The organism is Bradyrhizobium sp. CCBAU 45389, assembly GCF_028128625.1.
Classification (GTDB): domain Bacteria; phylum Pseudomonadota; class Alphaproteobacteria; order Rhizobiales; family Xanthobacteraceae; genus Bradyrhizobium; species Bradyrhizobium liaoningense_B.
Genome location: NZ_LBIY01000095.1, coordinates 478605 through 500539, shown reverse-complemented (window position 1 = coordinate 500539; position 21935 = coordinate 478605). Strand labels below are relative to the sequence as shown.

General features: G+C 64.3%; 22 protein-coding genes. 15 read left to right on the top strand and 7 right to left on the bottom strand.

The window, feature by feature from the left end; genetic code table 11:
- The first annotated feature begins 111 nt into the window (after positions 1–111).
- Positions 112–654 (top strand): methylated-DNA--[protein]-cysteine S-methyltransferase, encoded by a 543-nt coding sequence (locus XH79_RS29445; protein WP_271583875.1) that lies wholly within the window; start codon positions 112–114, stop codon positions 652–654.
- A 110-nt stretch (positions 655–764) separates the two neighbouring features.
- On the opposite strand, the gene XH79_RS29440 is transcribed toward XH79_RS29445, so the two are convergent.
- Positions 765–2309, bottom strand: a complete 1545-nt coding sequence (locus XH79_RS29440; RefSeq protein ID WP_271583874.1) for an acyl-CoA synthetase — start codon at positions 2307–2309, stop codon at positions 765–767.
- A 203-nt stretch (positions 2310–2512) separates the two neighbouring features.
- A complete protein-coding gene (locus XH79_RS29435) occupies positions 2513–3685 on the bottom strand; it encodes an acetyl-CoA C-acetyltransferase (protein ID WP_271583873.1) in 1173 nt (390 codons plus the stop codon).
- 212 nt (positions 3686–3897) lie between these two features.
- Here XH79_RS29435 and XH79_RS29430 point away from each other — a divergent pair, with 212 nt between their 5' ends.
- The 8 genes from XH79_RS29430 to XH79_RS29395 all read left to right on the top strand — a co-directional run bounded on the left by XH79_RS29430 (position 3898) and on the right by XH79_RS29395 (position 13038).
- Positions 3898–4500: a TetR family transcriptional regulator gene (locus XH79_RS29430; protein ID WP_271583942.1), complete on the top strand. Its 603-nt coding sequence runs from the start codon at positions 3898–3900 to the stop codon at positions 4498–4500.
- 55 nt (positions 4501–4555) lie between these two features.
- Positions 4556–5314 (top strand): SDR family NAD(P)-dependent oxidoreductase, encoded by a 759-nt coding sequence (locus XH79_RS29425; RefSeq protein WP_145637290.1) that lies wholly within the window; start codon positions 4556–4558, stop codon positions 5312–5314.
- A gap of 191 nt (positions 5315–5505) precedes the next feature.
- Positions 5506–6312, top strand: a complete 807-nt coding sequence (locus XH79_RS29420; RefSeq protein ID WP_271583872.1) for an enoyl-CoA hydratase/isomerase family protein — start codon at positions 5506–5508, stop codon at positions 6310–6312.
- Positions 6313–6355: 43 nt separating this feature from the next.
- Positions 6356–8227 (top strand): AMP-binding protein, encoded by a 1872-nt coding sequence (locus tag XH79_RS29415; RefSeq protein WP_271583871.1) that lies wholly within the window; start codon positions 6356–6358, stop codon positions 8225–8227.
- Positions 8228–8322: 95 nt separating this feature from the next.
- Positions 8323–9450, top strand: coding sequence for an acyl-CoA dehydrogenase family protein (locus XH79_RS29410; RefSeq protein ID WP_271583870.1), 1128 nt, complete (start codon positions 8323–8325; stop codon positions 9448–9450).
- A 117-nt stretch (positions 9451–9567) separates the two neighbouring features.
- Positions 9568–10812: an acyl-CoA dehydrogenase gene (locus XH79_RS29405; RefSeq protein ID WP_271583869.1), complete on the top strand. Its 1245-nt coding sequence runs from the start codon at positions 9568–9570 to the stop codon at positions 10810–10812.
- Between the two features lie 136 nt (positions 10813–10948).
- Entirely contained in the window at positions 10949–12193 is a 1245-nt protein-coding gene (locus XH79_RS29400; RefSeq protein WP_271583868.1) for an acyl-CoA dehydrogenase, read from the top strand.
- Between the two features lie 146 nt (positions 12194–12339).
- Positions 12340–13038: a nitroreductase gene (locus XH79_RS29395; RefSeq protein ID WP_212342142.1), complete on the top strand. Its 699-nt coding sequence runs from the start codon at positions 12340–12342 to the stop codon at positions 13036–13038.
- A gap of 67 nt (positions 13039–13105) precedes the next feature.
- On the opposite strand, the gene XH79_RS29390 is transcribed toward XH79_RS29395, so the two are convergent.
- Positions 13106–13654: a sigma-70 family RNA polymerase sigma factor gene (locus tag XH79_RS29390; protein ID WP_018646832.1), complete on the bottom strand. Its 549-nt coding sequence runs from the start codon at positions 13652–13654 to the stop codon at positions 13106–13108.
- A complete protein-coding gene (locus XH79_RS29385; protein WP_080135209.1) occupies positions 13654–13887 on the bottom strand; it encodes a NepR family anti-sigma factor in 234 nt (77 codons plus the stop codon). The genes XH79_RS29390 and XH79_RS29385 overlap by 1 nt, the downstream gene beginning before the upstream one ends.
- 221 nt (positions 13888–14108) lie before the next feature.
- On the opposite strand from XH79_RS29385, the gene XH79_RS29380 reads away from it, so the two are divergent.
- On the top strand, positions 14109–14915 hold the full coding sequence (locus XH79_RS29380; protein WP_271583867.1) for a response regulator: 807 nt from the start codon (positions 14109–14111) through the stop codon (positions 14913–14915).
- Positions 14916–14997: 82 nt separating this feature from the next.
- Here XH79_RS29380 and XH79_RS29375 read toward each other — a convergent pair whose 3' ends face one another.
- Positions 14998–15852: an energy transducer TonB family protein gene (locus XH79_RS29375; RefSeq protein WP_271583866.1), complete on the bottom strand. Its 855-nt coding sequence runs from the start codon at positions 15850–15852 to the stop codon at positions 14998–15000.
- A 184-nt stretch (positions 15853–16036) separates the two neighbouring features.
- Here XH79_RS29375 and XH79_RS29370 point away from each other — a divergent pair, with 184 nt between their 5' ends.
- The 5 genes from XH79_RS29370 (at position 16037) to XH79_RS29350 (ending at position 20034) form a co-directional block, all read left to right on the top strand.
- Entirely contained in the window at positions 16037–16636 is a 600-nt protein-coding gene (locus XH79_RS29370; RefSeq protein WP_271583865.1) for a nuclear transport factor 2 family protein, read from the top strand.
- A gap of 252 nt (positions 16637–16888) precedes the next feature.
- On the top strand, positions 16889–17302 hold the full coding sequence (locus tag XH79_RS29365; protein ID WP_271583864.1) for a hypothetical protein: 414 nt from the start codon (positions 16889–16891) through the stop codon (positions 17300–17302).
- 126 nt (positions 17303–17428) lie between these two features.
- Entirely contained in the window at positions 17429–19303 is a 1875-nt protein-coding gene (htpG, locus tag XH79_RS29360; protein ID WP_212342132.1) for a molecular chaperone HtpG, read from the top strand.
- Positions 19304–19458: 155 nt separating this feature from the next.
- Positions 19459–19737, top strand: a complete 279-nt coding sequence (locus tag XH79_RS29355) for a DUF3551 domain-containing protein (RefSeq protein WP_212342130.1) — start codon at positions 19459–19461, stop codon at positions 19735–19737.
- 27 nt (positions 19738–19764) lie between these two features.
- Positions 19765–20034 (top strand): DUF3551 domain-containing protein, encoded by a 270-nt coding sequence (locus XH79_RS29350; RefSeq protein WP_271583863.1) that lies wholly within the window; start codon positions 19765–19767, stop codon positions 20032–20034.
- Positions 20035–20059: 25 nt separating this feature from the next.
- Here the strand turns inward: XH79_RS29350 and XH79_RS29345 are convergent, their stop codons facing one another.
- Together XH79_RS29345 and XH79_RS29340 are read right to left on the bottom strand one after the other, a co-directional pair.
- Complete coding sequence (locus XH79_RS29345) at positions 20060–20836, bottom strand: SGNH/GDSL hydrolase family protein (RefSeq protein WP_271583862.1); 777 nt, start codon at positions 20834–20836, stop codon at positions 20060–20062.
- Between the two features lie 89 nt (positions 20837–20925).
- On the bottom strand, positions 20926–21906 hold the full coding sequence (locus XH79_RS29340; RefSeq protein ID WP_271583861.1) for a Bug family tripartite tricarboxylate transporter substrate binding protein: 981 nt from the start codon (positions 21904–21906) through the stop codon (positions 20926–20928).
- Positions 21907–21935: the final 29 nt, after the last annotated feature.

Sequence of the window (21935 nt, the reverse complement as noted above, 5' to 3'; positions counted from 1 at the left end):
CCTGTGCAAGATTCCCGGAAACCGGGTGGATCGCAACTATTTCCAAGCCTAGATTTAGGCCGAGATCACATTGGGGGCATGCGACAAGGACGCAAGCTCAGGAACCAAGCCATGACCGACCAGCATTTTGCCCTGTTCGACACCAGGATCGGCCTCTGCGCCATCGCCTGGGGCTCGCGCGGCATCAACGGCACGCAATTGCCGATGGGCGGCGAGCAGAAGATCCGCACCCGCATCAGCCAGCGCCACACTGATGCCACCGAAGCCGAGCCGCCCCCCGAGGTGCAGCACGCGATCGACCGCATGACAAAACTGCTCGCGGGCGAGCCCGACGACCTCACCGACATCCCGCTCGATCTCGATGACGTGCCTGCCTTCAACCGCGGCGTCTACGAGATCGCCCGCGCCATTCCGCCCGGCAAGACCATCACCTATGGCGACATCGCCAAGCAGCTCGGCGGCGTCCAGCTCTCGCGCGACGTCGGCCAGGCGCTCGGCCGCAACCCGTGCCCGATCGTCGTGCCCTGCCACCGCGTGCTGGCGGCCGGCAACAAGCCCGGCGGCTTCTCGGCGAATGGTGGCGTGGTGACGAAGCTGAAGATGCTCGAGATCGAGGGCGCGCTGGTGAACCACACGCCGAGTCTGTTTGATTGAGGTTGAGGAAGCGTAGGGTGGGTTAGCCGAAGGCGTAACCCACCACCTTTGTCTCCGCAGAAGCAGAAGAGGTGGGTTACGCTTCGCTAACCCACCCTACGCATCCCGCCCTAAATCTTCGCCGCCACCTTCGGCCAATACTTGTCGCGCAGGTGCCGCTTCACCAGCTTGCCGGTCGGCGTGCGCGGCAGCTCGGCTTCGAAATCGATCGAGCGCGGACACTTGATCGCTGAAAGCCGCGTCTTGCAGAACGCGATCAGCTCGGCCTCGAGCTCCTTGCCGGCGCGCGTCATGTCGTGCGGCTGCACCACGGCCTTCACCTCTTCGCCCATCTCCTCGTTCGGCACGCCGAACACCGCGACGTCGGCGACCTCGGGGTGGGTGATCAGCACGTCCTCGGTTTCCTGCGGGTAGATGTTCACGCCGCCCGAGATAATCATGTAGGACTTGCGGTCGGTGAGGAAGAGGAAGCCGTCCTTGTCGAGATAGCCGACGTCGCCGAGCGTCGACCAGCCCTTGGCGTTGTAGGCCTTCTTCGTCTTCTCGGGGTCGTTGTGATAGGTGAAGGCGGGCGCGTCGGCGAAATAGACCGTGCCGATCTCGCCCACCGGCTGCTCCTCGTCGTTCTCGTCCAGGATCTTGATCTTGCCGACCACGGCGCGGCCGACGCTGCCGCGATGCTCCAGCCATTCTTTCGAGTTGCAGACGGTGACGCCGTTGCCTTCCGATCCCGCGTAGTACTCGATCAGGATCGGGCCCCACCATTCGATCATCTTGGCCTTGACGTCGACGGGGCAGGGCGCGGCGGCGTGGATCGCGCCCTTGAGCGTGGAGACGTTGTACTTCGTGCGGACCTCGTCCGGCAGCTTCAGCATGCGCACGAACATGGTCGGCACCAGCTGGGACTGGGTCACCTTGTACTTCTCGACCAGCTTGAGGAATTCCTCGGCGTCGAAATGCTCCATGATGATGGAGGTGCCGCCGAGCACGATCGCCATCATGTTGAAGCGCAGGGGAGCTGCGTGATAGAGCGGCGCCGGCGACAGATAGGTGCTTTCGGTATTCATGCCGCACATGTCGGCGCAGAGCACGCGCAGGAAGGCGTTCGGCACGTCGATCCTGTTGCCCTCGAACGCCTTCTTGATGCCCTTGGGCCGGCCGGTGGTGCCCGATGAATACAGCATGTCGTAGCCGGCGACCTCGTCCGCGATCGGCGTAGTCGGCTGCGCCGCGGCTTCCTTGTCGTAGGAGCGGAAGCCGGGCAACGGCTCGTCCATCATGTAGAAGATCGGCTCGCCGGGCGCGCCCTTGATCAGGGCCTTGATCTGGTCGGCGCATTTCGGCGTGGTGACCACGACCTTGGCGCCGCAATCGGCGATGATGTAGTCGATCTCGTCCTGCTTCAGATAGCGGCTGATCGCGGTGTAATACAGCCCGCTGCGCTGTGCGGCCCAGCAGAGCTCCATGAAAGCGAGGCGGTTCTCCATCAGCAGCGCGATGTGGTCGCCGGCCTTGAGGCCAAGCGAGCGAAAGAGGTTTGCGCCCTGGTTCGAGAGCTCGTCGAGCTCGCGATAGGTGATCGCCTTGCCGGTGCCTGCCATCTGGTAGGCGATCTTGTCGGGTGTGGTCTTGGCGTAGATGGACGGATGGGTCATCTCAGGTCCCGAGGCAAACACCGTGGTCGTCCCGGCCTAGTGCGCAATTGCGCACGGGGGCCGGGACCCATAACCACCAATCGCAGTTGTCGAAACGCGGTGTCGCCCCGGCCCGGCATAACCACGCACTCCGTGGCTATGGGTCCCGGCATTCGCCGGGACGACACCTTTAATGTGGCAACGCCTGAGCGGTGCAATGGTGACTACAGCCGCTCCACGATCGTCACGTTCGCCATGCCGCCGCCCTCGCACATGGTCTGCAGGCCGTAGCGCTTGCCGCGCTGGTGCAGGGCGTGGACCAGCGTGGTCATCAGCTTGGTGCCGGAGCCGCCGAGCGGATGGCCGAGCGCGATGGCGCCGCCGTTGACGTTGAGACGCTCCGGATCAGCGCCGGTGGTCTTCAGCCAGGCGGTCGGCACCGAGGCGAAGGCCTCGTTGACCTCGAACAAATCGATGTCGCCGATCTTCATGCCGGCCTTCTCCAACGCGCGCTTGGTGGCGTGCAGCGGCGCATCCAGCATGATGACGGGATCGCCGCCCATCATGGTCATGTGATGGATGCGCGCCAGCGGCTTGACGCCGAGCTGCTTCAGGCCCTTCTCGTTCACCACCATGACGCCGGAGGCGCCGTCGCAGATCTGGCTGGCGCTGGCCGCCGTCAGCTTGCCGTTCTCGGCGATCAGCTTGACGCCCTTGATGCCTTCGATCGTGGCGTCGAAGCGGATGCCTTCGTCGATGTGGTGAGTGTCCTTGCTGCCGTCGGCGCGGGTGATCTCGAGCGGCACGATCTCCTTCTTGAAGTGGCCGCCTTGCGTCGCGGCGATCGCGCGCTGATGGCTGCCAAAGGAGTACTCGTCGAGCTCGTCCTTGGAGAGGCCGTACCGCTCCGCCATCATCTCCGCGCCGGTGAACTGGCTGAACACGATGTTCGGATACTTCGCCTCGATGCCCGGGCTCTTGTAATTGCCGAAGCCGTTCTTGGCCGGGAGCTGCGACGACAGGCCCATCGGCACGCGCGTCATGGATTCCACGCCGGCGGCGATCACGACGTCCATCGTGCCGGACATCACGGCTTGGGCTGCGAAGTGCAGCGCCTGCTGCGAGGAGCCGCACTGACGGTCGATCGAGGTGCCCGGCACGCTCTCCGGCAGCTTCGAGGCCATGATCGCGTTGCGCGCGACGTTGTTGGATTGCTCGCCGACCTGCATGACGCAGCCCATGATCACGTCCTCGACCAGGGCGGGATCGACCTTGGTGCGGTCGACCAGCTCGTCCAGCACTTTTGCGGCGAGATCGGCCGGATGCCAGCCGGCGAGGCGGCCCCCCTTGCGCCCGCCGGCGGTACGCGCAGCGGCGACGATGTAAGCCTCGGCCATATCGGTTTCTCCCTGAATTTCTTCTGGATGGTTGGTTGTCGGGGGCGGATTAAACGGGCGCGAGATCATTTAGTCAATCGATCAATTAACTCTTGTGATGAGGCGCTGCTTGCGCTTATCTGCGCCCCGCTTCCAGCGGCCAAACAGGGATCTCCGTGGCTACCAGCGTACCGAACAAGCTCCCCGGCGGAAAAAATTCCACGGCAGAGAAATTGCTCGTGGCCGCCAGCGAGCTGATGATCGAACGCTCCTCGATCGAGATTTCGCTGTCCGACATCGCCCAGAAATCCGGCGCCAACGCCGCGCTGGTCAAATATCACTTCGGCAACAAGGATGGCCTGTTGCTGGCGCTGCTTGAGCGCAACGCGGCAACCGAGCTGTCCAATCTCGAATATCTTCTGGCGCAGCCGATCGCGGCGACGGCGAAGCTGAAGCTGCATATCGGCGGCATCATCCGAGCCTATTACCGGTTCCCCTACATGAACCGGCTGATCCATTATCTCCTGCACGAAACCAGTGCGGGTTCCGCCGACGAAGTCTCGAAATTCTTCGTCGCGCCGCTGCTCGATTTTCATCGCCGCCTGCTCGCCGAAGGCGAGAGCAGCGGCGAATTCCGCGCGATCGATCCGGTGCTGTTCTACACCAGCCTGATCGGCGCCTGCGATCATCTGTTCTTCGGCCGGCACGCGATGTCCCGCGCGACCGGCGTCGGCCCGGTCACCGACGAAGTCTGCCGGCAATACATCAAGCACATGGAAACGCTGATCTGTGGCGGCATCCTCACGCAAGCCGGGGAAGCCGCCGCTGCCGGATGATCCGGCCGAACGCTTCAAGTCTAGAGAAGAAACGCCCAAGGAAAGGTAGATTACGATGCAGTTGAAAGACGTAGCCGTTCTCATCACCGGCGGTGGTTCGGGCCTTGGTGCCGCGACCGCCCGCGCCATGGCCGCCAAGGGCGCCAAGATCGGCGTAATCGACCAGAGCAAGGAGAACGCCGAGAAGGTCGCCGCCGAAGTCAAGGGCGTCGCGCTGCACGCCGACGTCACCAGCGAGGAGCAGATCAAGGCGGCGATCGCGAAAGCAGAAGCGGCGCATGGCGTTGCGCGCGTGCTGATGAACTGCGCCGGCATCGGCGGTTCGCAGCGTATCGTCGGCCGCGACGGCGTCTATCCGCTCGAAAAGTTCGCGCGCATCATCAACGTCAACCTGATCGGCACCTTCAACTGCCTGCGGCTGTTCGCCGAGCGCCTCGTCACCATCGAGCCGGTCGGCGAAGAGCGCGGCGTCATCATCAACACCGCCTCGGTTGCGGCATACGAAGGTCAGATCGGCCAGATCGCCTATTCGGCCTCGAAGGGCGGCGTCGTCGGCCTCACGTTGCCGGCCGCGCGCGACCTCGCCAGCCAGAAGATTCGCGTCAACACCATCGCGCCCGGCCTGTTCTTCACGCCGCTGCTGATGGGTCTCAACGAAGAAGCCCGCAAGAGCCTCGGCGCCCAGGTGCCGCATCCATCGCGCCTCGGCGATGCGAACGAGTACGGCATGCTCGCGGTGCACATCGTCGAGAACCCGATGCTGAATGGCGAAACCATCCGTCTCGACGGCGCCATCCGCATGGCGCCAAGGTAGAGCAGGCTCTTTTTTACCCTCCCCTGGACGGGGAGGGTCGGCGCGAAGCGCCGGGGTGGGGTGATCTCTCCACTCGGGCAGCGTTGGTTGGGGAGAGACCGTCACCCCACCCCGCTCGCGCTGCGCGCGATCGACCCTCCCCCTCCAGGGGAGGGTGGCAGTCCGGCTCATGATTGATGTGCGAGGCTCCCATGTCCCAACCGCTGCTGATCGAGCACCACGACGGCGTCGACCGGGTGACGCTCAATCGTCCGGAAAACCTCAACGCGCTCGATCCTGCGCTGATCGACGCGCTCAACGTCTATTTCCAGGGCCTGCAGCGTAACCGCGACACGCGCGTCGTCGTGCTCAGGGGCGCCGGTAAGAATTTCTGCGCGGGCCTCGATCTCAAGGCCGCGATGGCGCGCCGGGCCGGCCAGCAGGAGCCGCCGGGCGTCACGGAATCTCTGGACTCGCAGCGGCGCATCGCCGACATCGTGATGTTGATGCGGCGCTGCCCGCAGCCGATCCTTGCGCTGGTGCAGGGTGCGGCGGCCGGTGGCGGCTTTGCCCTGGCGCTGGCCTCCGACATCCGCATCGCAACGAAGTCGGCGCGGATGAACTGCGCCTTCATCAAGCTCGGCCTCGGCGGCTGCGACATCGGCACCAGCTATTTTCTGCCGCGCCTCGTCGGTGTCTCCGTAGCGTCGGAACTAATCCTCACTGGGCGCTTCATCGGTGCCGAGCGCGCGCTCGCGGTCGGGCTCGTCTCGGAAGTCGTGGACGAGGACAAGCTCGATGCAGCGGCCGAGCCCTATGTCGATGCGATGATGACGGCCTCGCCCGTCGGGCTGCGTCTGTCCAAGGAATGTCTCAACATGAGCGTCGATGCCGGATCGCTGGAAGCTGCGATCGCGATGGAGGACCGCAATCAGGTCCTGTGCAGCCGCTCCGAGGAATTTTCCGAGGGCATCAGGGCCTTCCTTGAGAAGCGAAAGCCTGTCTATATCAGGCGCTGAAGCACGAAGATCCGCAAAGGACAGTAATTCCGGGAGACGCAAAATGAGTGGGAGCGCGGCGGCGGTGATGACGAAGCCCGCCTTTCGCAAGGTCGAGTGGCTCAAGCGCGACATCGACGTCGAGCGGCGCGCCGACGGCACAGTGGTGCTGAAGTCGCGCATTCCGCTGCAAGCCCACGAGACACACATCCCGGCGTCGTTGGCGAAATGGGCGAGGGAAGCGCCCGAGCGCATCTGGCTCGCGCAGCGCGGCGGTTCCAATCGCGAATGGCGCAAGGTGTCCTATGGCGAAGCCAAGCGCACGGTCGATGCGCTGACGCAATGCCTGCTCAACCTCAAGCTCGAGGGACGTCCGGTCACGATCCTCTCCGGCAACTCGATCGAGCATGCACTGATGACGCAGGCCGCGATGCAGGCGCGTTCTCCGGCTGCTCCCGTGTCGCCGGCCTACTCGCTGATGAGCCACGATCACGTCAAGCTGAAATATTTGTTCGACCTGATCAAGCCGGCCGTGGTGATGGTGCAGGACGGCCCGACCTTCGAGAAGGCGTTGAAAGCGCTGGACCTCAGCGATGTCACCGTGGTTCACGTCGCGCGGCCCTGCGACGGCATCAAGAGCGTCAGTTTCGCCGAGCTCGCGGCAACGCCCGTCACCGCCGACGTCGAAGCGTCGATCGCAAAAATCACGCCGCAGACTGTCGGCAAGCTGCTGTTCACGTCGGGCTCGACCGGCATGCCCAAGGCCGTCATCAACACGCAAGCGATGATGTGCGCCAATGCGGCGATGATGATGCAGGTGCGGCCGCGCACACCTGACGGCCCGATCTCGACCATGCTGGACTGGATGCCGTGGAATCACACGATGGGCGGTAACGCGGCGTTCCACCCCGTGCTGGTCGATGGCGGCACGCTCTATATCGACGACGGCCGGCCGATGCCGGGCCAGTTCGAGGAGACGCTGCGCAATCTGCGCGAGATCTCGCCGACCTATTACGCCAACGTTCCCGCAGGCTATGCCGCGCTCGCGGCGGCGATGGAGAAGGACGACGCGCTCTGCCGCTCGTTCTTCAAGAACCTCTCGATCATGGCCTATGGCGGCGCGCGGTTGCCTGACGATCTCTACGAGCGCATGCAGGCCCTCGCCGTAAAAACGACCGGCGAGCGCATCGTGTTCTACACCGGCTGGGGCTCGACCGAGACCGCGCCGACCTCGACCGGCACCTATTGGGACACCGAGCGCGTCGGTCTGATCGGCCTGCCGTTTCCCGGCGTCGAACTGAAGATGGTGCCGTGCGGCTCGAAATACGAGCTGCGCCTGCGCGGCGTCAACGTCACGCCCGGCTATTTCGGCCAGCCGGATCTCACCAAGAAGATGTTCGACGAAGAAGGCTTTTACTGCATCGGCGATGCCGGCATTTTCGTCGACGATGCCGATCCGGTGAAGGGCATCATCTTCGCCGGCCGTGTGGTCGAGGACTTCAAGCTCACCACAGGCACTTTCGTCCATGTCGGCTCGCTCCGCACCGATACGATCGCGGCGGCGACGCCCGTCGTGCATGACGCGCTGGTCGCAGGTCAGGATCGCGCCTTCATCGGCCTGCTGGCCTGGCCCAATTTGCATGCCTGCCGCCAGCTCGTCGGCAATCCCGATCTGAGCTTTGCGGATGCGGTGAGGCACCCCGAGGTGATCGCCTGCTTCAGGCGCGGGCTGGAGACTCACAACCGGGAGTGCGAAGGCGCCAGCAGCCGCATCATCGCCCGCGCGATCCTGATGGTCGAGCCGCCCTCGATCGACGGCAACGAGCTCACCGACAAGGGCTACATCAACCAGCGCGCCGGCCTCGAACGCCGCGCCGCGCTGGTGGAGCGGCTCTATGCGGACAAGCCGGATGAAGATGTGATCGTGCTGCGATGAAGACGACGCTCTTTCCATTCGTCATTCCGGGGCTCGCGACTTCGTCGCGCCCCGGAATGACGGTCTGAATAACAATGAATAAGAGGTAGCCCGCCATGAACTTCGATTTCTCCGACGACCAGAAACAGCTCCGCGACCAGGCGCGCAAATTCCTCGCGGAAAAATGCTCGCCCAAGGCGGTACGCGTGGTGCTCGACGGCAAGGCGCCCTACGACAAGGAGCTGTGGAAGGGCCTTGCCGAAATGGGCTTTCTTGGCGTTGCGATCCCGGAAGAATTCGGCGGCGCCGGCGCCGGCCATCTCGAGCTCTGCGTGATCGCGGAGGAGATGGGTCGGGCCAACGCACCAGTGCCGTTCTCCTCGACCGTCTATCTTGCCGCCGAAGCGCTGCTGATCGCAGGCAGCGACGCGCAGAAGAAGAAATGGCTGCCGGCCATCGCCGCGGGCGAGGCGATCGGCACGCTGGCGCTGTTCGAGGGCAAGGGCAATCCGGCGCCGAAGAACGTCAAGCTCACCGCTGCGAACGGCGTACTCAACGGCGTCAAGAAGCCGGTCGTTGACGGCGGCATCGCTGACTTCGCGGTGGTTGCCGCGCGCACGGGATCGAGCGGGCGCGAGAACGACATCTCGCTGTTCCTGGTCGACCTCAAGGCGGGCGGCGTCGAAGTCAAAAGCCTCACCAATCTCGATCCGACCCGTGGGCAGGCCGAGCTCTCTTTTAAAAACTGCAAGGCCGAGCCGCTCGGTGCTGCCGGCGAAGGCTGGAGCATCCTGACCCAGGTGCTCGACCGCGCCGCGGTGCTGTGCGCCTTCGAGCAGGTCGGCGGCTCCGACCGCGCGCTGGAGATGGGCCGTGACTACGCGCTCGACCGCATCGCCTTCGGCCGTCCGATCGGCTCGTTCCAGGCGGTCAAGCACATGCTGGCCGACATGTATGTCTCTGCGACGCTGGCGCGCTCGAACAGCTATTACGGCGCCTGGGCGCTCTCGACCAATGCGGCCGAATTGCCGGAGGCCGCCGCGGCCGCGCGCATCAGCGCGACGCAGGCGTTCCAGCACTGCGCCAAGAACAACATCCAGGTTCACGGCGGCATGGGTTTTACCTGGGAGTTCGACTGCCACATGTACTACCGCCGCGCCAACGCGATGGCGCTGGGACTCGGCAGCCTGTCCTATTGGGAAGACCAGTTGATCGACCGCATGCGCAAGAAGAACGCGGCGTAACGACAGGTGCGTAGGGTGGGTTAGCCGAAGGCGTAACCCACCATCCACCGGCAATGCTCGACAGAATTGGTGGATTACGCCTTTCGGCTAATCCACCCTACGAAGAAGAGAAGCGTCATGAACTTCGACGACACCCCGCAGGAAGCCGAATTCCGCGCCACCGCCCGCGCCTGGATTGGCGCGAACGCACCGAAGCAATACGAAGAAGAGCTGCGCAAATCCTCGCTCGGCCGCACCGTGCTCAAGAACGCCAACATTCTCGAGGTCGCAAAGGCCTGGCAGAAGAAGAAGGCCGATGCCGGCTGGGCCTGTCTGCACTGGCCGAAGGAATATGGCGGCCGCGGTTCATCGCCGATCGAGCGCGTGATCTGGCAGCAGGAAGAAGGACCGTTCGGCCAGCTGTCCCGCACGTTCATCATCGGCCACGGCATGTGCGGACCGACCATGATGGCGTTCGCGCGCGAGGAGCATAAGCGCACCTATCTGCCGCCGCTCGCCTCCGGCGAGAAGGTCTGGTGCCAGCTGTTCTCCGAACCCGCAGGTGGCTCCGACGTCGCCGGCCTGCGAACCCGCGCGGAAAAGGACGGCGACGACTGGATCATCAACGGCCAGAAGATCTGGACCTCGGGCGCGCATTATTCCGACTACGGCATCCTGCTCACCCGCACCGATCCGACCGTGCCCAAGCACAAGGGCCTCACCATGTTCTTCCTGGACATGAAGAGCCCGGGCGTCGAGGTCAGGCCGATCAAGCAGGCGAGCGGCGCCTCCGACTTCAACGAGGTCTATTTCACCAATGTCCGTATTCCCGACCATCAGCGCCTCGGCGAGGTCGGCGACGGCTGGAACGTTTCGCTGACCACGCTGATGAACGAGCGCAGCGCGATCGGCGCGGCCGTCTCGACCGGTTTCCCGGAGCTGTTCGAATATTGCTCCAGCCTGATGCTCGACGACGGTCCGGCGATCGAGGATCGCGCGGTGCGCTCGAAGCTCGCCAACTGGGCGGTGAAGGCGAGCGGGCTGAAATACACCAGCATGCGCGCGATCTCGGCGCTGTCGAAGGGCGAGCGGCCGGGGCCGGAAAACTCCATCGGCAAGCTGGTGGCGGGCTCGATGATCCAGGACGTCGCGACCTATGCGCTGGACTTGCAGGGCGCGAGCGGCGTGGTCAGCGGCGAGGATGCCGAGCTGGCCGGTCGTTTCCAGGCGATGCTGTTGCGTGCGCCGGGCACACGCGTCGAAGGCGGCACCGACGAGATCATGCGCAACATCATCGCCGAGCGGGTGCTGGGCCTGCCCGGCGATATCCGTGTCGACAAGGACGTGCCGTTCAACAAGATCCCGACCAAGGGAAGAGGCTAGCCGCGTCCCGGACGCGATGCAGCGCGCGGCGCTGCTTCGCAGAGCCGGGACCCAGAAAGCCACAATGGGCCCCGGCTCTGCAGCGCAACGCTTCGCGCTGCGCAGCGTCCGCGGCACGAGAGAGGAGAGTTCGAAGATGAATTTCGACGACACCCCGCAGGAAGCCGCATTCCGCGAGACCGCGCGCAAATGGGTCGAGGCCAACGCGCCGAAGGAGTTTTTGGCCGAACTGTCAAAGTCCTCGCTCGGCCGCATTCGGCTTGCCAAGCACGACATCGTCGATGTCGGCAAGGCCTGGCAGAAGAAGAAGTTCGAGGGCAACTGGTCCTGCCTGCACTGGCCGAAGGAATATGGCGGCCGCGGCGCGAGTCCGATCGAGCGGGTGATCTGGCAGCAGGAGGAAGGCGTCTACGGCAAGCTGACGCAGCCGTTCCAGATCGGCGAGGGCATGTGCGGGCCGACCGTGATGGCCTTCGGCAGCGAGGATGCCAAGCGTCGCTACTTGCCGAAGCTCGCTTCGGGCGAGGAGATCTGGTGCCAGCTGTTCTCCGAGCCCTCCGCCGGCTCCGACGTCGCCGGCCTGCGCACCCGCGCGGAGAAGAAGGGCGACAACTGGGTTGTCAACGGCCAGAAGATCTGGACCTCGGGCGCGCATTATTCCGATTATGGTCTTCTGATCGCACGCACCGATCCGAACGTACCCAAGCACAAGGGCCTCACCATGTTCTTCCTGGACATGAAGAGCCCGGGCGTCGAGGTCCGGCCGATCAAGCAGGCCAACGGCATGCAGGAGTTCAACGAGGTCTACTTCACCGACGTCGTGATCCCCGACAGCCAGCGGCTCGGCGCGGTCGGCGAGGGCTGGAGCGTGTCGCTGACCACGCTGATGAACGAGCGCATGTCGATCGGCGCACGGCTTGCGACCGGCGTGCCTGAGATGTTCGAGTTCTGCTCCAGCCTGATGCTGGAGGACGGGCTCGCCATCGACGATCCCGCCGTGCGCTCCAAGCTGGCGGGCTGGGCGGCGAAGTCGAGCGGGCTGAAATACACCAGCTACCGCACCATCTCGGCGCTGTCGAAGGGCGAGCGGCCGGGGCCGGAGAACTCGATCGGCAAGCTGGTCTCGGGCATGATGCTGCAGGACATCGCGACCTATGCCATGGACCTGCAGGGCGCGGCTGGCGTTCTCACCGGCACGGACGAGGAGACGGTGCAGGGCCAGTTCCAGCAGATGCTGCTGTCCTCGCCCTCGATGCGCATCGCCGGCGGTACCGACGAGATCTTGCGCAACATCATCGCCGAGCGCGTGCTGGGCCTGCCGGGCGATATCCGCGTCGACAAGGATGTGCCGTATAACAAGATCCCGACCAAGGGACGGTGATATGGTCTTGTAGGGTGGGTTAGCCCCGCGGATTGCGCGAAGCGCAAACCGCTAGGCGTAACCCACCTCTTTGATCTCCGCAGAGACAGAAGTGGTGGGTTACGCCTTTGGCTAACCCACCCTACAAAAAGAGCGCGAGCTGATTCATGGACGCACAAGTGAAACAAAACGATCGCATCGGCGTGCTCGAAGAGCTCCTCAACGAGCGCTACTCGGTCCGCGCCTTCCTGCCCAAGGAGGTCGACCGCGCCACCATCGAGCATGTGCTGACCACCGCACAGCGCACCGCGTCCTGGTGCAACAGCCAGCCCTGGCAGGTCATCATCGCCAGCGGCGAGGCCAAGGAGCGTTTTCGCAAGGCGATCTACGCGGAGGCTTCGAAGGGTCTCGGCGACGACTACGATTTCACCCCGCCGCGCGAATATGTCGGGGTCTATCTCGAACGCCGCCGCGAGAGCGGCTTTCAGCTCTACAACACGCTCGGCATCGCCCGCGGCGACAGAAGCGCCTACGCAAAGCAGGCGCTGGAGAACTACAATTTCTTCGGTGCGCCGCATATCGCGATCATTCACACCAACGAGCCGCTCGGCATCTACGGCGCGATCGATTGCGGTGCCTATGTCTCGAATTTCATGCTGGCCGCGCAGGCGCTCGGGCTCGGCACGATTCCGCAGGCGGCGCTGGCGCGCCATTCCGGCCTGATCCGCCGCCATTTCAATCTGCCCGACGACCGCCGCGTCGTCTGCGGCATCTCGTTCGGCTATGCCGACCACGCCCACAAGGTCAACAGCTACCGCACCTCGCGCGCGAGCGTGCCTGATACGGTGACGTTCGTGGAGGAGTGAGGACGTACGCGAAGGCGGCCGCGCGAACGGCCGCCTTCACACGTCTGCTGAGGACCCGATGGCTACGCTATCCGCCGCTGCCGCCGATCACGGCACGCACGGTCTCGTCGGGCCCGAAGTCTTCGGCGCCGTCGACATAGAGCAGCGCGGCGAGCTTCGAGCGCGCGCGATTGACGCGGCTCTTGATCGTGCCGACCGCGCAGCCGCAGATCGAGGCCGCGTCCTCATAGGAGAAGCCGGAGGCGCCGACCAGGATCAAGGCCTCGCGCTGGTCCTGCGGAAGCTTCTCGAGCGCGCCGCGAAACTCCTCGAACTCGAGATGCGCATTCTGCGAGGGCTGCGTCTTCAGCGTCTTCGCATAATTGCCCTCGGCATCCTCGACCTCGCGCCGCCGCTTGCGATAGTCGGAGCGAAACAGGTTGCGCAGGATCGTGAACAGCCAGGCCGGCAGGTTGGACCCGGGCTGGAAGGAGTCGATGTTGGCGAGCGCGCGCAACAGCGTTTCCTGAACCAGATCGTCGGCCCGGTCGGCATTGCCGCTGAGCGAGATCGCGAACGCGCGCAGACTTGGCACGGCCGCAAGGATGTCGTTACGCAGGGATTCCGTGAGAGGCATTAATCCCTCCCATTGTTGTTGTCGTTGGAGCCCCCATCCGTTTCCACTTGGGGTGCGCCTCCCGGCGCATCAAGTTTCTTGATCAGTTCCGCGAACCGGTCCGGAACCCCTTGCCGCACGACATCGTCGTACATGGCGCGCAGTTGATGCCCGATCCGGGATTGGATCTCCGGAGTGAGGCCTCCCTTGCCGGGGGTCGTGCTTTTGCTGGCTTGAGACTTGAGATCTTTCATGACCTGTTCCACGTTTCCCCGAGTTAAGTTACTGTAAATTCGAGAAGTTTTCTCAACCGGGAGCCGTTCCCTGGATAGGCACAATTCCAGGTTCGTCAAAAAGTTCCCCCTCTCGCGGAACTTTTCTTGTCCTGAGGCGTAGTCAGCCCTGCAGGGGAACCCGGGCCTCCCCTCGTTGTTCCTGTTTCTCTGAGATTGGCCCGAAGATGAATGGAGTGGGGATGTCCCGTTCACAGCTTGTCGCTGAACACTTGCCGTTGCTGCGCCGGTACGCACGCGCCCTGACGGGGAGCCAAGCCTCCGGTGACGCCTATGTCGCAGCCATGTTGGAAGCCATGTTGGGAGATCCGTCGGTGCTCGACGAGAGCCACGGGCCGCGCGCGGGCCTGTTCCGGCTGTTCACCCAGATCTGGAATTCGGTTTCGGTCAACGACGATGCCGAGGTGACGACCCTGCCGATGCCGCCCGAGCGCCGGCTGTCGAACATCACGCCGTTGCCGCGGCAGGCGTTCCTGCTGCTGTCGCTGGAGGGATTTTCGGAGGAGGAAGTCGCCTTCATCCTCAGCACCGACGTTTCCGAGACGCGGCGGCTCGCGGACGCCGCAGGGCGCGAAATGGCGGCCGAGATCGCCACCGACGTGCTGATCATCGAGGACGAGACTTTCATCGCCATGGACCTCGAGAGCCTGGTGAAGAATCTCGGTCACAATGTCGTCGGCGTCGCGCGCACCCATGCCGACGCGGTGGCGCTCGCCAAGAACAAGCGGCCCGGCCTGATCCTCGCCGACATCCAGCTCGCCGATGGTTCGTCGGGGCTTGATGCCGTCAACGAATTGCTGCGGACGTTCGAGGTGCCGGTGGTGTTCATCACCGCCTATCCGGAGCGCTTCCTCACCGGCGAACGCCCGGAGCCGGCGTTCCTGATCTCAAAACCGTTCCAGCCGGCGATGGTGTCGGCGGTGGCGAGCCAGGCGCTGTTCTTCCAGCGCAACTCGCGCAACCGCGCGCCGAAGGTCCCGGCGGCGTAAGGAAGTAACTATCGGACAAGAAGACGGCGCGTCGCGAGGCGCGCCGTTTCCATGTGTGGCGGAGAGTTGGTTTGCTCTTGCCTCAGCAACCTCGGCAGATGCTGCGAAGCATGGAATTTAGCTTGGTGTCGTCTGGCCCAGGGGATTTTGCATTCAGCTTGGCTTGGTCCTCGACCCAGGATTGGAGCTTTTTTTCTCGTTCCGGCGACGGCGCCAGATTCGGCCCGATCCCGTCGAAAGTCATGAGGACGGTCACTCTCTGCAGATCGTCCTTCGCGTCAGCGGGCGGTTTCGGGAATGGCCTGGATCGTTCGATCATCGCGAGCGCCTCGGCATCCAGCGGTGGGAAGCCCGAACTTTCTATCAGTGCGTTCGAGATCAGTTTTCCCGAACGGTCGACAACGAATATGACGCCGGCATCACCCCTCCGGCCGATCGCCTGTGGAGGAAATACCCTGTTGCGCCAGACGTGCTCGGTGACCGCCTTGCGCCACGCGGCCATAGCCTCGGACTCCGCAAAGCCGGAAGCCGGCGTGCTCAGCACTAGCCCGTTAGTCGGCACCTGGAATTGACGGCCGGTGAAGACAATCGGCGCTACGAAATAGAAAGTCTCTTCCTTCAGCTCCGAAGGCGGCACCGGAAACGGTTGGGCACGGACGACGATCTCCAGCGCAGCATTGTCGAGCAGTCGCGAGCCGGTGCTCGCAGCCAGTGCCCGCGAGACCAATTTGCCGGACCGGTCGATGACGAAGCCCACCCTGGCCTCACCGGTTTGTCCCAGTGCCTGGGCTGGAAATAGCCTGCTCTTGGCGATGTGCGCTGACAGCCTCGCCTTCCAGGCCTGGGCACTTTCGCTCTGCGTATCCGTCTGCGCATGGGAAGGGAAAGCCGCGAGCAATCCGAGAAGCGCGGCCAGCAAGGGAAATTTCATCTGCATCGGTGCGGATACTAGTCGCCATCAGGTTGATTGCAAGGCTCGCTGCTCGTATCGCGTTTCTCTCGCTGTGGGCAATTCGAACGGCCGCGAAGCATCGGGCGCTTGACGGCAACCCAATTGCCCCGTTGATACGTCGGAGCGATGACAGCCATCGCAGCCTCAAGCCGCCGGGGAGAGACGTACCATGGACCAGCAACTCCTCGATCGCCTCGCCATCCGCGACCTCGTCGAGAACTGGGCGGTGTGGCGCGACGCCGGGGACTGGGAGCGTTTTGCGACCGTCTGGCACGAGGAGGGGTGGATGTCCGCCACCTGGTTTCAGGGGCCGGCGCGGGATTTCATGCGCGTCAGCCAGGAGGGGTTCGCCAGGGGCGTGCGCATCCTGCATTTCCTCGGCGGCACCAGCATCGATCTGTCCGGCGAACGCGCCATCGCCCAGACCAAGATGACGATCTCGCAGCGCGCACCCGTGCATGACGTGCTCTGCGACGTCGTCTGCACCGGGCGCTTCTACGATTTCCTGGAGAAGCGGCACGGGAAATGGGGCATCGTCCGCCGCCAGCCGATCTACGAGAAGGACCGGATCGACCCGGTCGATCCCGCCGCGACGCTCCGCCTCGATCAAAAGGCACTCGCCGCACTTCCTGAAGGCTACCGCCACCTCGCCTACATGCAGGAGCTGATCGGCTACAAGGTGAAGCGCGACATGCCGGGCCTCACCGGACCTGAGGTCGAGAAGCTCTACGGCGAGGGGCGGGACTGGCTGGCGGGGAAAGCGAAGTGAGCCCCAGACAAAAGTAAGGCGCGACTGGCATCACCACAGTCGCGCCCTACGTCGCCGGCTTATGGGGCAGGGGGGAATAGCCGGCTGCAGAGACGACTCCCGACTACCGGACTCGTTCCAGGCGGTTGCGAATTTTTTTGCATGGGCGCCCCGACCTTTTCGCACACGGTTAAGTGATCGTGACGGCCGAGAACCGCCGGTCCTCCGCTCGCGTTGTTCCCTCGATCGCCATGGGGCGAGGGATTGACAACCATGTCACAGATTCAAAAGGTATTTTTGGGTGCCTTCGCGATTGCTGCAACGCTTGGCGCCGTGCAATTCGCCTCCGGCCACGATCTGGCCGACCGCTGGCAGGCGGTCGCCGACAAGTCTGACAAGCCGGGACACAACGTCAATCGGGCCGGCAAGACCGACCGGCTGGCCGAGATCAAGCAGTCAGCAGTTCCCACCCGCACCGTGTCGATGCGGCTGAACGACCTCGCCGATACCTCGGTGCTGCTGCGGGTCCCCGCGGTGATCGAGACCGGCAACGCCAAGCCGCCGGTGCTGCTCCAGAACCAGAAGAAGCAGCAGGGCCGCAACAAGCCGACGATCGCCTGCGAGCCGATGGTCAGCTCGCTGACCGAGGTCGCCAAGCTGCTCCAGCCCGGCCGTTGCGTGACCTGAGCGCCCAGCGTCCATGGGCAGGATCGCGTCCGCCCCAGGCAGGGGCTCACCGCTTCACGTCCTCTTGATCCGCCCTCCCATCGCGTTATATCCGGGCTTTCCCCTCTGATTTGACCGGGTAAACGCATGACGACGTCAGATACGGCTGTGCATATGCAGCCCTTCCAGGCCGAGGTTTCCGAGCTTCTGCACCTCATGGTGCATTCCGTCTATTCGGAGACCGACATCTTCCTGCGCGAGCTCGTCTCGAATGCCTCGGATGCCTGCGACAAGCTACGCTACGAGGCGATCGCAAATCCGGCGCTGCTGGGCGAGGGCGACGCGCTCAAGATCCGCATCATCCCGAACAAGACGGCCGGAACGCTCACGATCGCCGACAACGGCATCGGCATGGAGCGGCAGGAGCTGATCGACCATCTCGGCACCATCGCCCGTTCCGGCACCAAGGCGTTCGTGTCCAGGCTGAAGGAAGCCAAGGACGGTCTCGGCCTGATCGGCCAGTTCGGCGTCGGCTTCTATTCCGCCTTCATGGTCGCCGACAGGATCGTCGTCATCAGCCGCCGTGCCGGCGAGAGCGACGTCTGGACGTGGACGTCTTCCGGCGGCTCCGGCTTCGAGATCGCCCGGGCGAGCGAGGAGGACGCCTCGCGCCTCGTGCGCGGGACCGAGATCGTCCTGCATCTCAAGGACGACGCCAAGAAATACCTCGAAACCTACGAGATCGAGCGCATCGTCGGCGCTTACTCCGACAACATCCTGTTCCCCATCGAGCTGGTGCCGGAAGAGGGCGAGCCGCGCCAGATCAACTCGGCGAGCGCGCTGTGGCAGCGTTCGAAATCCGAGCTCACGCCGGAGGACTACAAGAAGGCCTATCAGCAGATCGCCTCGGCCTTCGACGATCCCGCGATGACGCTGCACTACCGCGCCGAAGGGCGCTACTCCTACGCCGTGCTGCTGTTCGCGCCCTCGGCTAAGCCGTTCGACCTGTTCGAGCCGAACCGCAAGGGCCGGGTGAAGCTCTACGTCCGCCGCGTCTTCATCACCGATGATGCCGATCTCTTGCCTGGGTACCTGCGCTTCATCCGCGGCGTCGTCGACAGCGAGGATCTCCCGCTCAACATCTCGCGCGAGATGCTTCAGAACAATCCGCAGCTGGCGCAGATCCGCAAAGCCGTGGCGACCCGCGTCGTGTCCGAGCTCGAAAGCCTCGCCGACAAGGACGCCGAGAACTTCGCCAGGATCTGGGACGCCTTCGGCGCGGTGCTGAAGGAAGGCATCTACGAGGATTTCGAGCGGCGCGAGAAGCTGCTGGCGCTGTCGCGATTCACCACGACCTCGGGCGAGAAGCGGTCGCTGAAAGAGGTCGTCGCCGATTTCAAGCCGAACCAGACCGAGATCTATTATCTCGTCGGCGACAGCATCGAGCGGCTGAAGTCCAACCCGCGGCTGGAAGCTGCGACCGCGCGCGGCATCGAGGTGCTGCTGCTGTCCGATCCGGTCGATGCCTTCTGGACCTCGATGCCGACGGAGTTCGAGGGCAAGCCGCTGAAGTCGCTGAGCCAGGGCGATCTCAATCTCGACCTGATCCCGCGCCTCGACGACAAGGACGAGGCGAAGAAGGACGAGCCCGTCGCCGATGAAGCGGCCACCATCGCCGTGATCAAGGCCGCGCTCGGCGAGCGCGTCAGCGACGTCAAGGCCTCGACGCGCCTCACCAGCTCGGCCTCCTGCCTCGTTGCGGACAGCCAGGGCCCGAGCCGCGAGCTCGAGCGCATCCTGTCGCAGCAGAACCGCGGCATGCGCACCAAGCCGGTGCTCGAGATCAACCTGCGCCATCCGATGGTGGGAGCGATCACCAGGGCCCAGGCCGGCTCCGGGGACGTCGACGATCTCAGCCTGCTCCTGCTCGAGCAGGCGCAGATCCTGGACGGCGAGTTGCCGGAAGACCCTGCGGCGTTTGCGGCGAGGTTGAACCGGCTGGTGCTGCAGGGGCTGGGCTAGCTTCCCGCGGCGCGGCCATGACGACGCGCGTCGCGAGAAGCCCACCTCACCTTGCCGTCATATGTCCCTGGGAACAGTCGCCTCCGCGGCGGTGTTATGTCATAGGAGGGCGTCGGCATCCGATCTGCCGACGCCACCGATTCGAGGATGTCTCCATGCGTTTGCCGATCCTGACCCTCACCGCGATTGCCACGCTGTTTGTCGCGGCGGATGCCAGCGCGCAGACCTATGATCCGCGCTATCCGGTGTGCATGCACGTCTATACGCTGGGCGGCCGCGGAGGCGGCGGCGACTATTACGACTGCTCCTTCACCTCGCTGCCGCAGTGCCGCGCCACGGCGTCAGGCCGCTCTGCGAGCTGCGACCTCAATCCCTATTATGCCTTCGACGAACCGCCGCCGCCTCCGCGCAAGCGTCACAAGAGGGTATATTGAGCAATCCGGAGCGCAGGAGGGTTCTTCATGCGTTTCTCATTCGGCCTGGTCATGATCGTCGGCGCGGCGCTTGCGACCGTGCCGTCGCACGCGCAGACCTTCGACCCCAATTTTCCCGTCTGCATGCATGTCTATTCCGGCGCGAATGGCGGTGGTGGGGAGTGGTACGACTGCTCCTTCGCGTCGCTGCCGCAGTGCCGCGCCACCGCTTCAGGCCGCGCCGCGACCTGCGATCTCAATCCGTATTATCCGGTCAACGCACCGCCGCCACGTCTGCGCCGCGGCAGAACCGGCTAAAGCGCGATGAGATTTGGATGAATCGTCATCGCGCTTTAGGTTGTTGTTGACGCGCGATCTTTCCGGAAACCCGCTTCGCACCTTTCCGGATCATGCTTGAGGTGCCGTGTGGCGCCTTGCTGGTCGCGGCGGCGATCGCATCAGCCAATTGCCAGGTCATCTTGTCCGTGGTCCAGTCGCTGGCATGCAGCCTGGTATCGTCGCCCGGGTCCACCAGGCGGTCGAACGAGATCTTCGCGACCTCGTACCATCCCTTCATCAGCGCGAAGCGGCGGAAGACGTTGACGCGTTTCTTGTGCGCGATCTGGCTGATCGCCTCGACCATGGCGTCCGCCTTCTTGCGCTTGGCCGGTGTCAGCACCGCCGGCACATATTGCAGGTCCATCAGGGTCACGTCGATCCGCTCGGCGCCGAGCAGTCGGTCGACACCTTCACGGATGGCCTTCGTGGTGGCCGCGAACGAGGGACCGTCGGCCTGCCACACCGAATTGGTGCCGACCTGCCAGATGACGAGATCGGGCTTCAGATCGAAGACGTCGTGGTCGAACCGCTTCAGCTCTAAAGGCGCGTCTTCGCCGCCGACCCCCCGATTGATCACCTCGATTGCGACATTTGGAAATTTGATCCGAAGAGCCGCCAGCAGCCGCTGCGGATAGGGAGCGATGCCGCCTTCGCCCGCCGTGGTCGACGAGCCGATTGCGACCACCCTGGCCTGCCCATCTTTCACGCGGCTGGCGAAATTCGTCAGTGGCTGCTCGAACGGCGCGACCTGGACAGGAAATTCCGACGGATCGAGAGCCACGGGTCGCCTCCCTTTCAACTCCGACAACGCAGGGTAGAAGAGAGTAGCCGGTTTGCCAGGGATCGCCTAGCCGCGGCGAGGCCGGATCGCTATTCCTTCCTGATACCCGACAACGCGACCACCTTGCGCCAGCGCTCGGTCTCCGCCGTCAGCATGCCGCCGAACGCGCCGGCACTGCCGTACAGCGGGATCGCGCCGAGCTCGGCGATGCGAGCCTTGATCTCGGCGTCGGAAAGGGCGGTGGCGATCTCGCGGTTGAGGAGGTCGACGATTTCGAGCGGCGTGTCGTGCGGCGCGCCGACGCCGTAGAACGAGCTCGTCTCATAGCCGGCTAGCGTGTCCGCGATCGGCGGCACGTCCGGCAAAATCTCCGAGCGTTCGCGCGTGGTGACGCCGAGCGCGCGCAGCTTGCCGGCGCGCACCAGCTCGAAGGACGAGGTGACGTTGTCGAACATGCCCTGGATCTGGCCGCTCATCACGTCGGTCAGGCCCGGCGCCGAGCCGCGATAGGGGACGTGGGTGAACTGCACGCCGGCCAGCGACTTGAACAGCTCACCGGACAGATGCAGCGAGGTGCCGATGCCGGAGGAGGCGATCGACATCTTGCCGGGACTGGCCTTGGCGTAGGCGATGAAGTCGGCAATGCTCTTCACCGGCAGATCGTTATTGACGACCAGCACCAGCGGGATCCGCGCGACGCCTGCGACCGGCGCGATGCCCTTGGCGAAATCATACGGCAGCGCCGGATCGAACGAGGCATTGATCGCGTTCGCGGTCGAGGTCAGCAGCAGCGTGTAGCCGTCGGGAGCCGAGGCGATCACGGCCTGCGTCCCGATATTGCTGCCGGCGCCGGGCTTGTTCTCGACCACGAAGGTCTGGCCGAGCCGGCCGGACAGGCGCTGGCAAAGCAGCCGCGACAGCACGTCGGTCGCGCCGCCGGGAGCATAGGGCACCACCCATTTCACGCTGTGCGAGGGATAGGAGGGGTTACCGAGCGCAAACGCACGCGGCGCAGCGAGCGTGGCTGCGGCACAGGCGGCGGTCTGGAGGAAATGTCGTCTGGTGATCACGATTGCCTCCAGTTCGCCTCTCCCCGCAA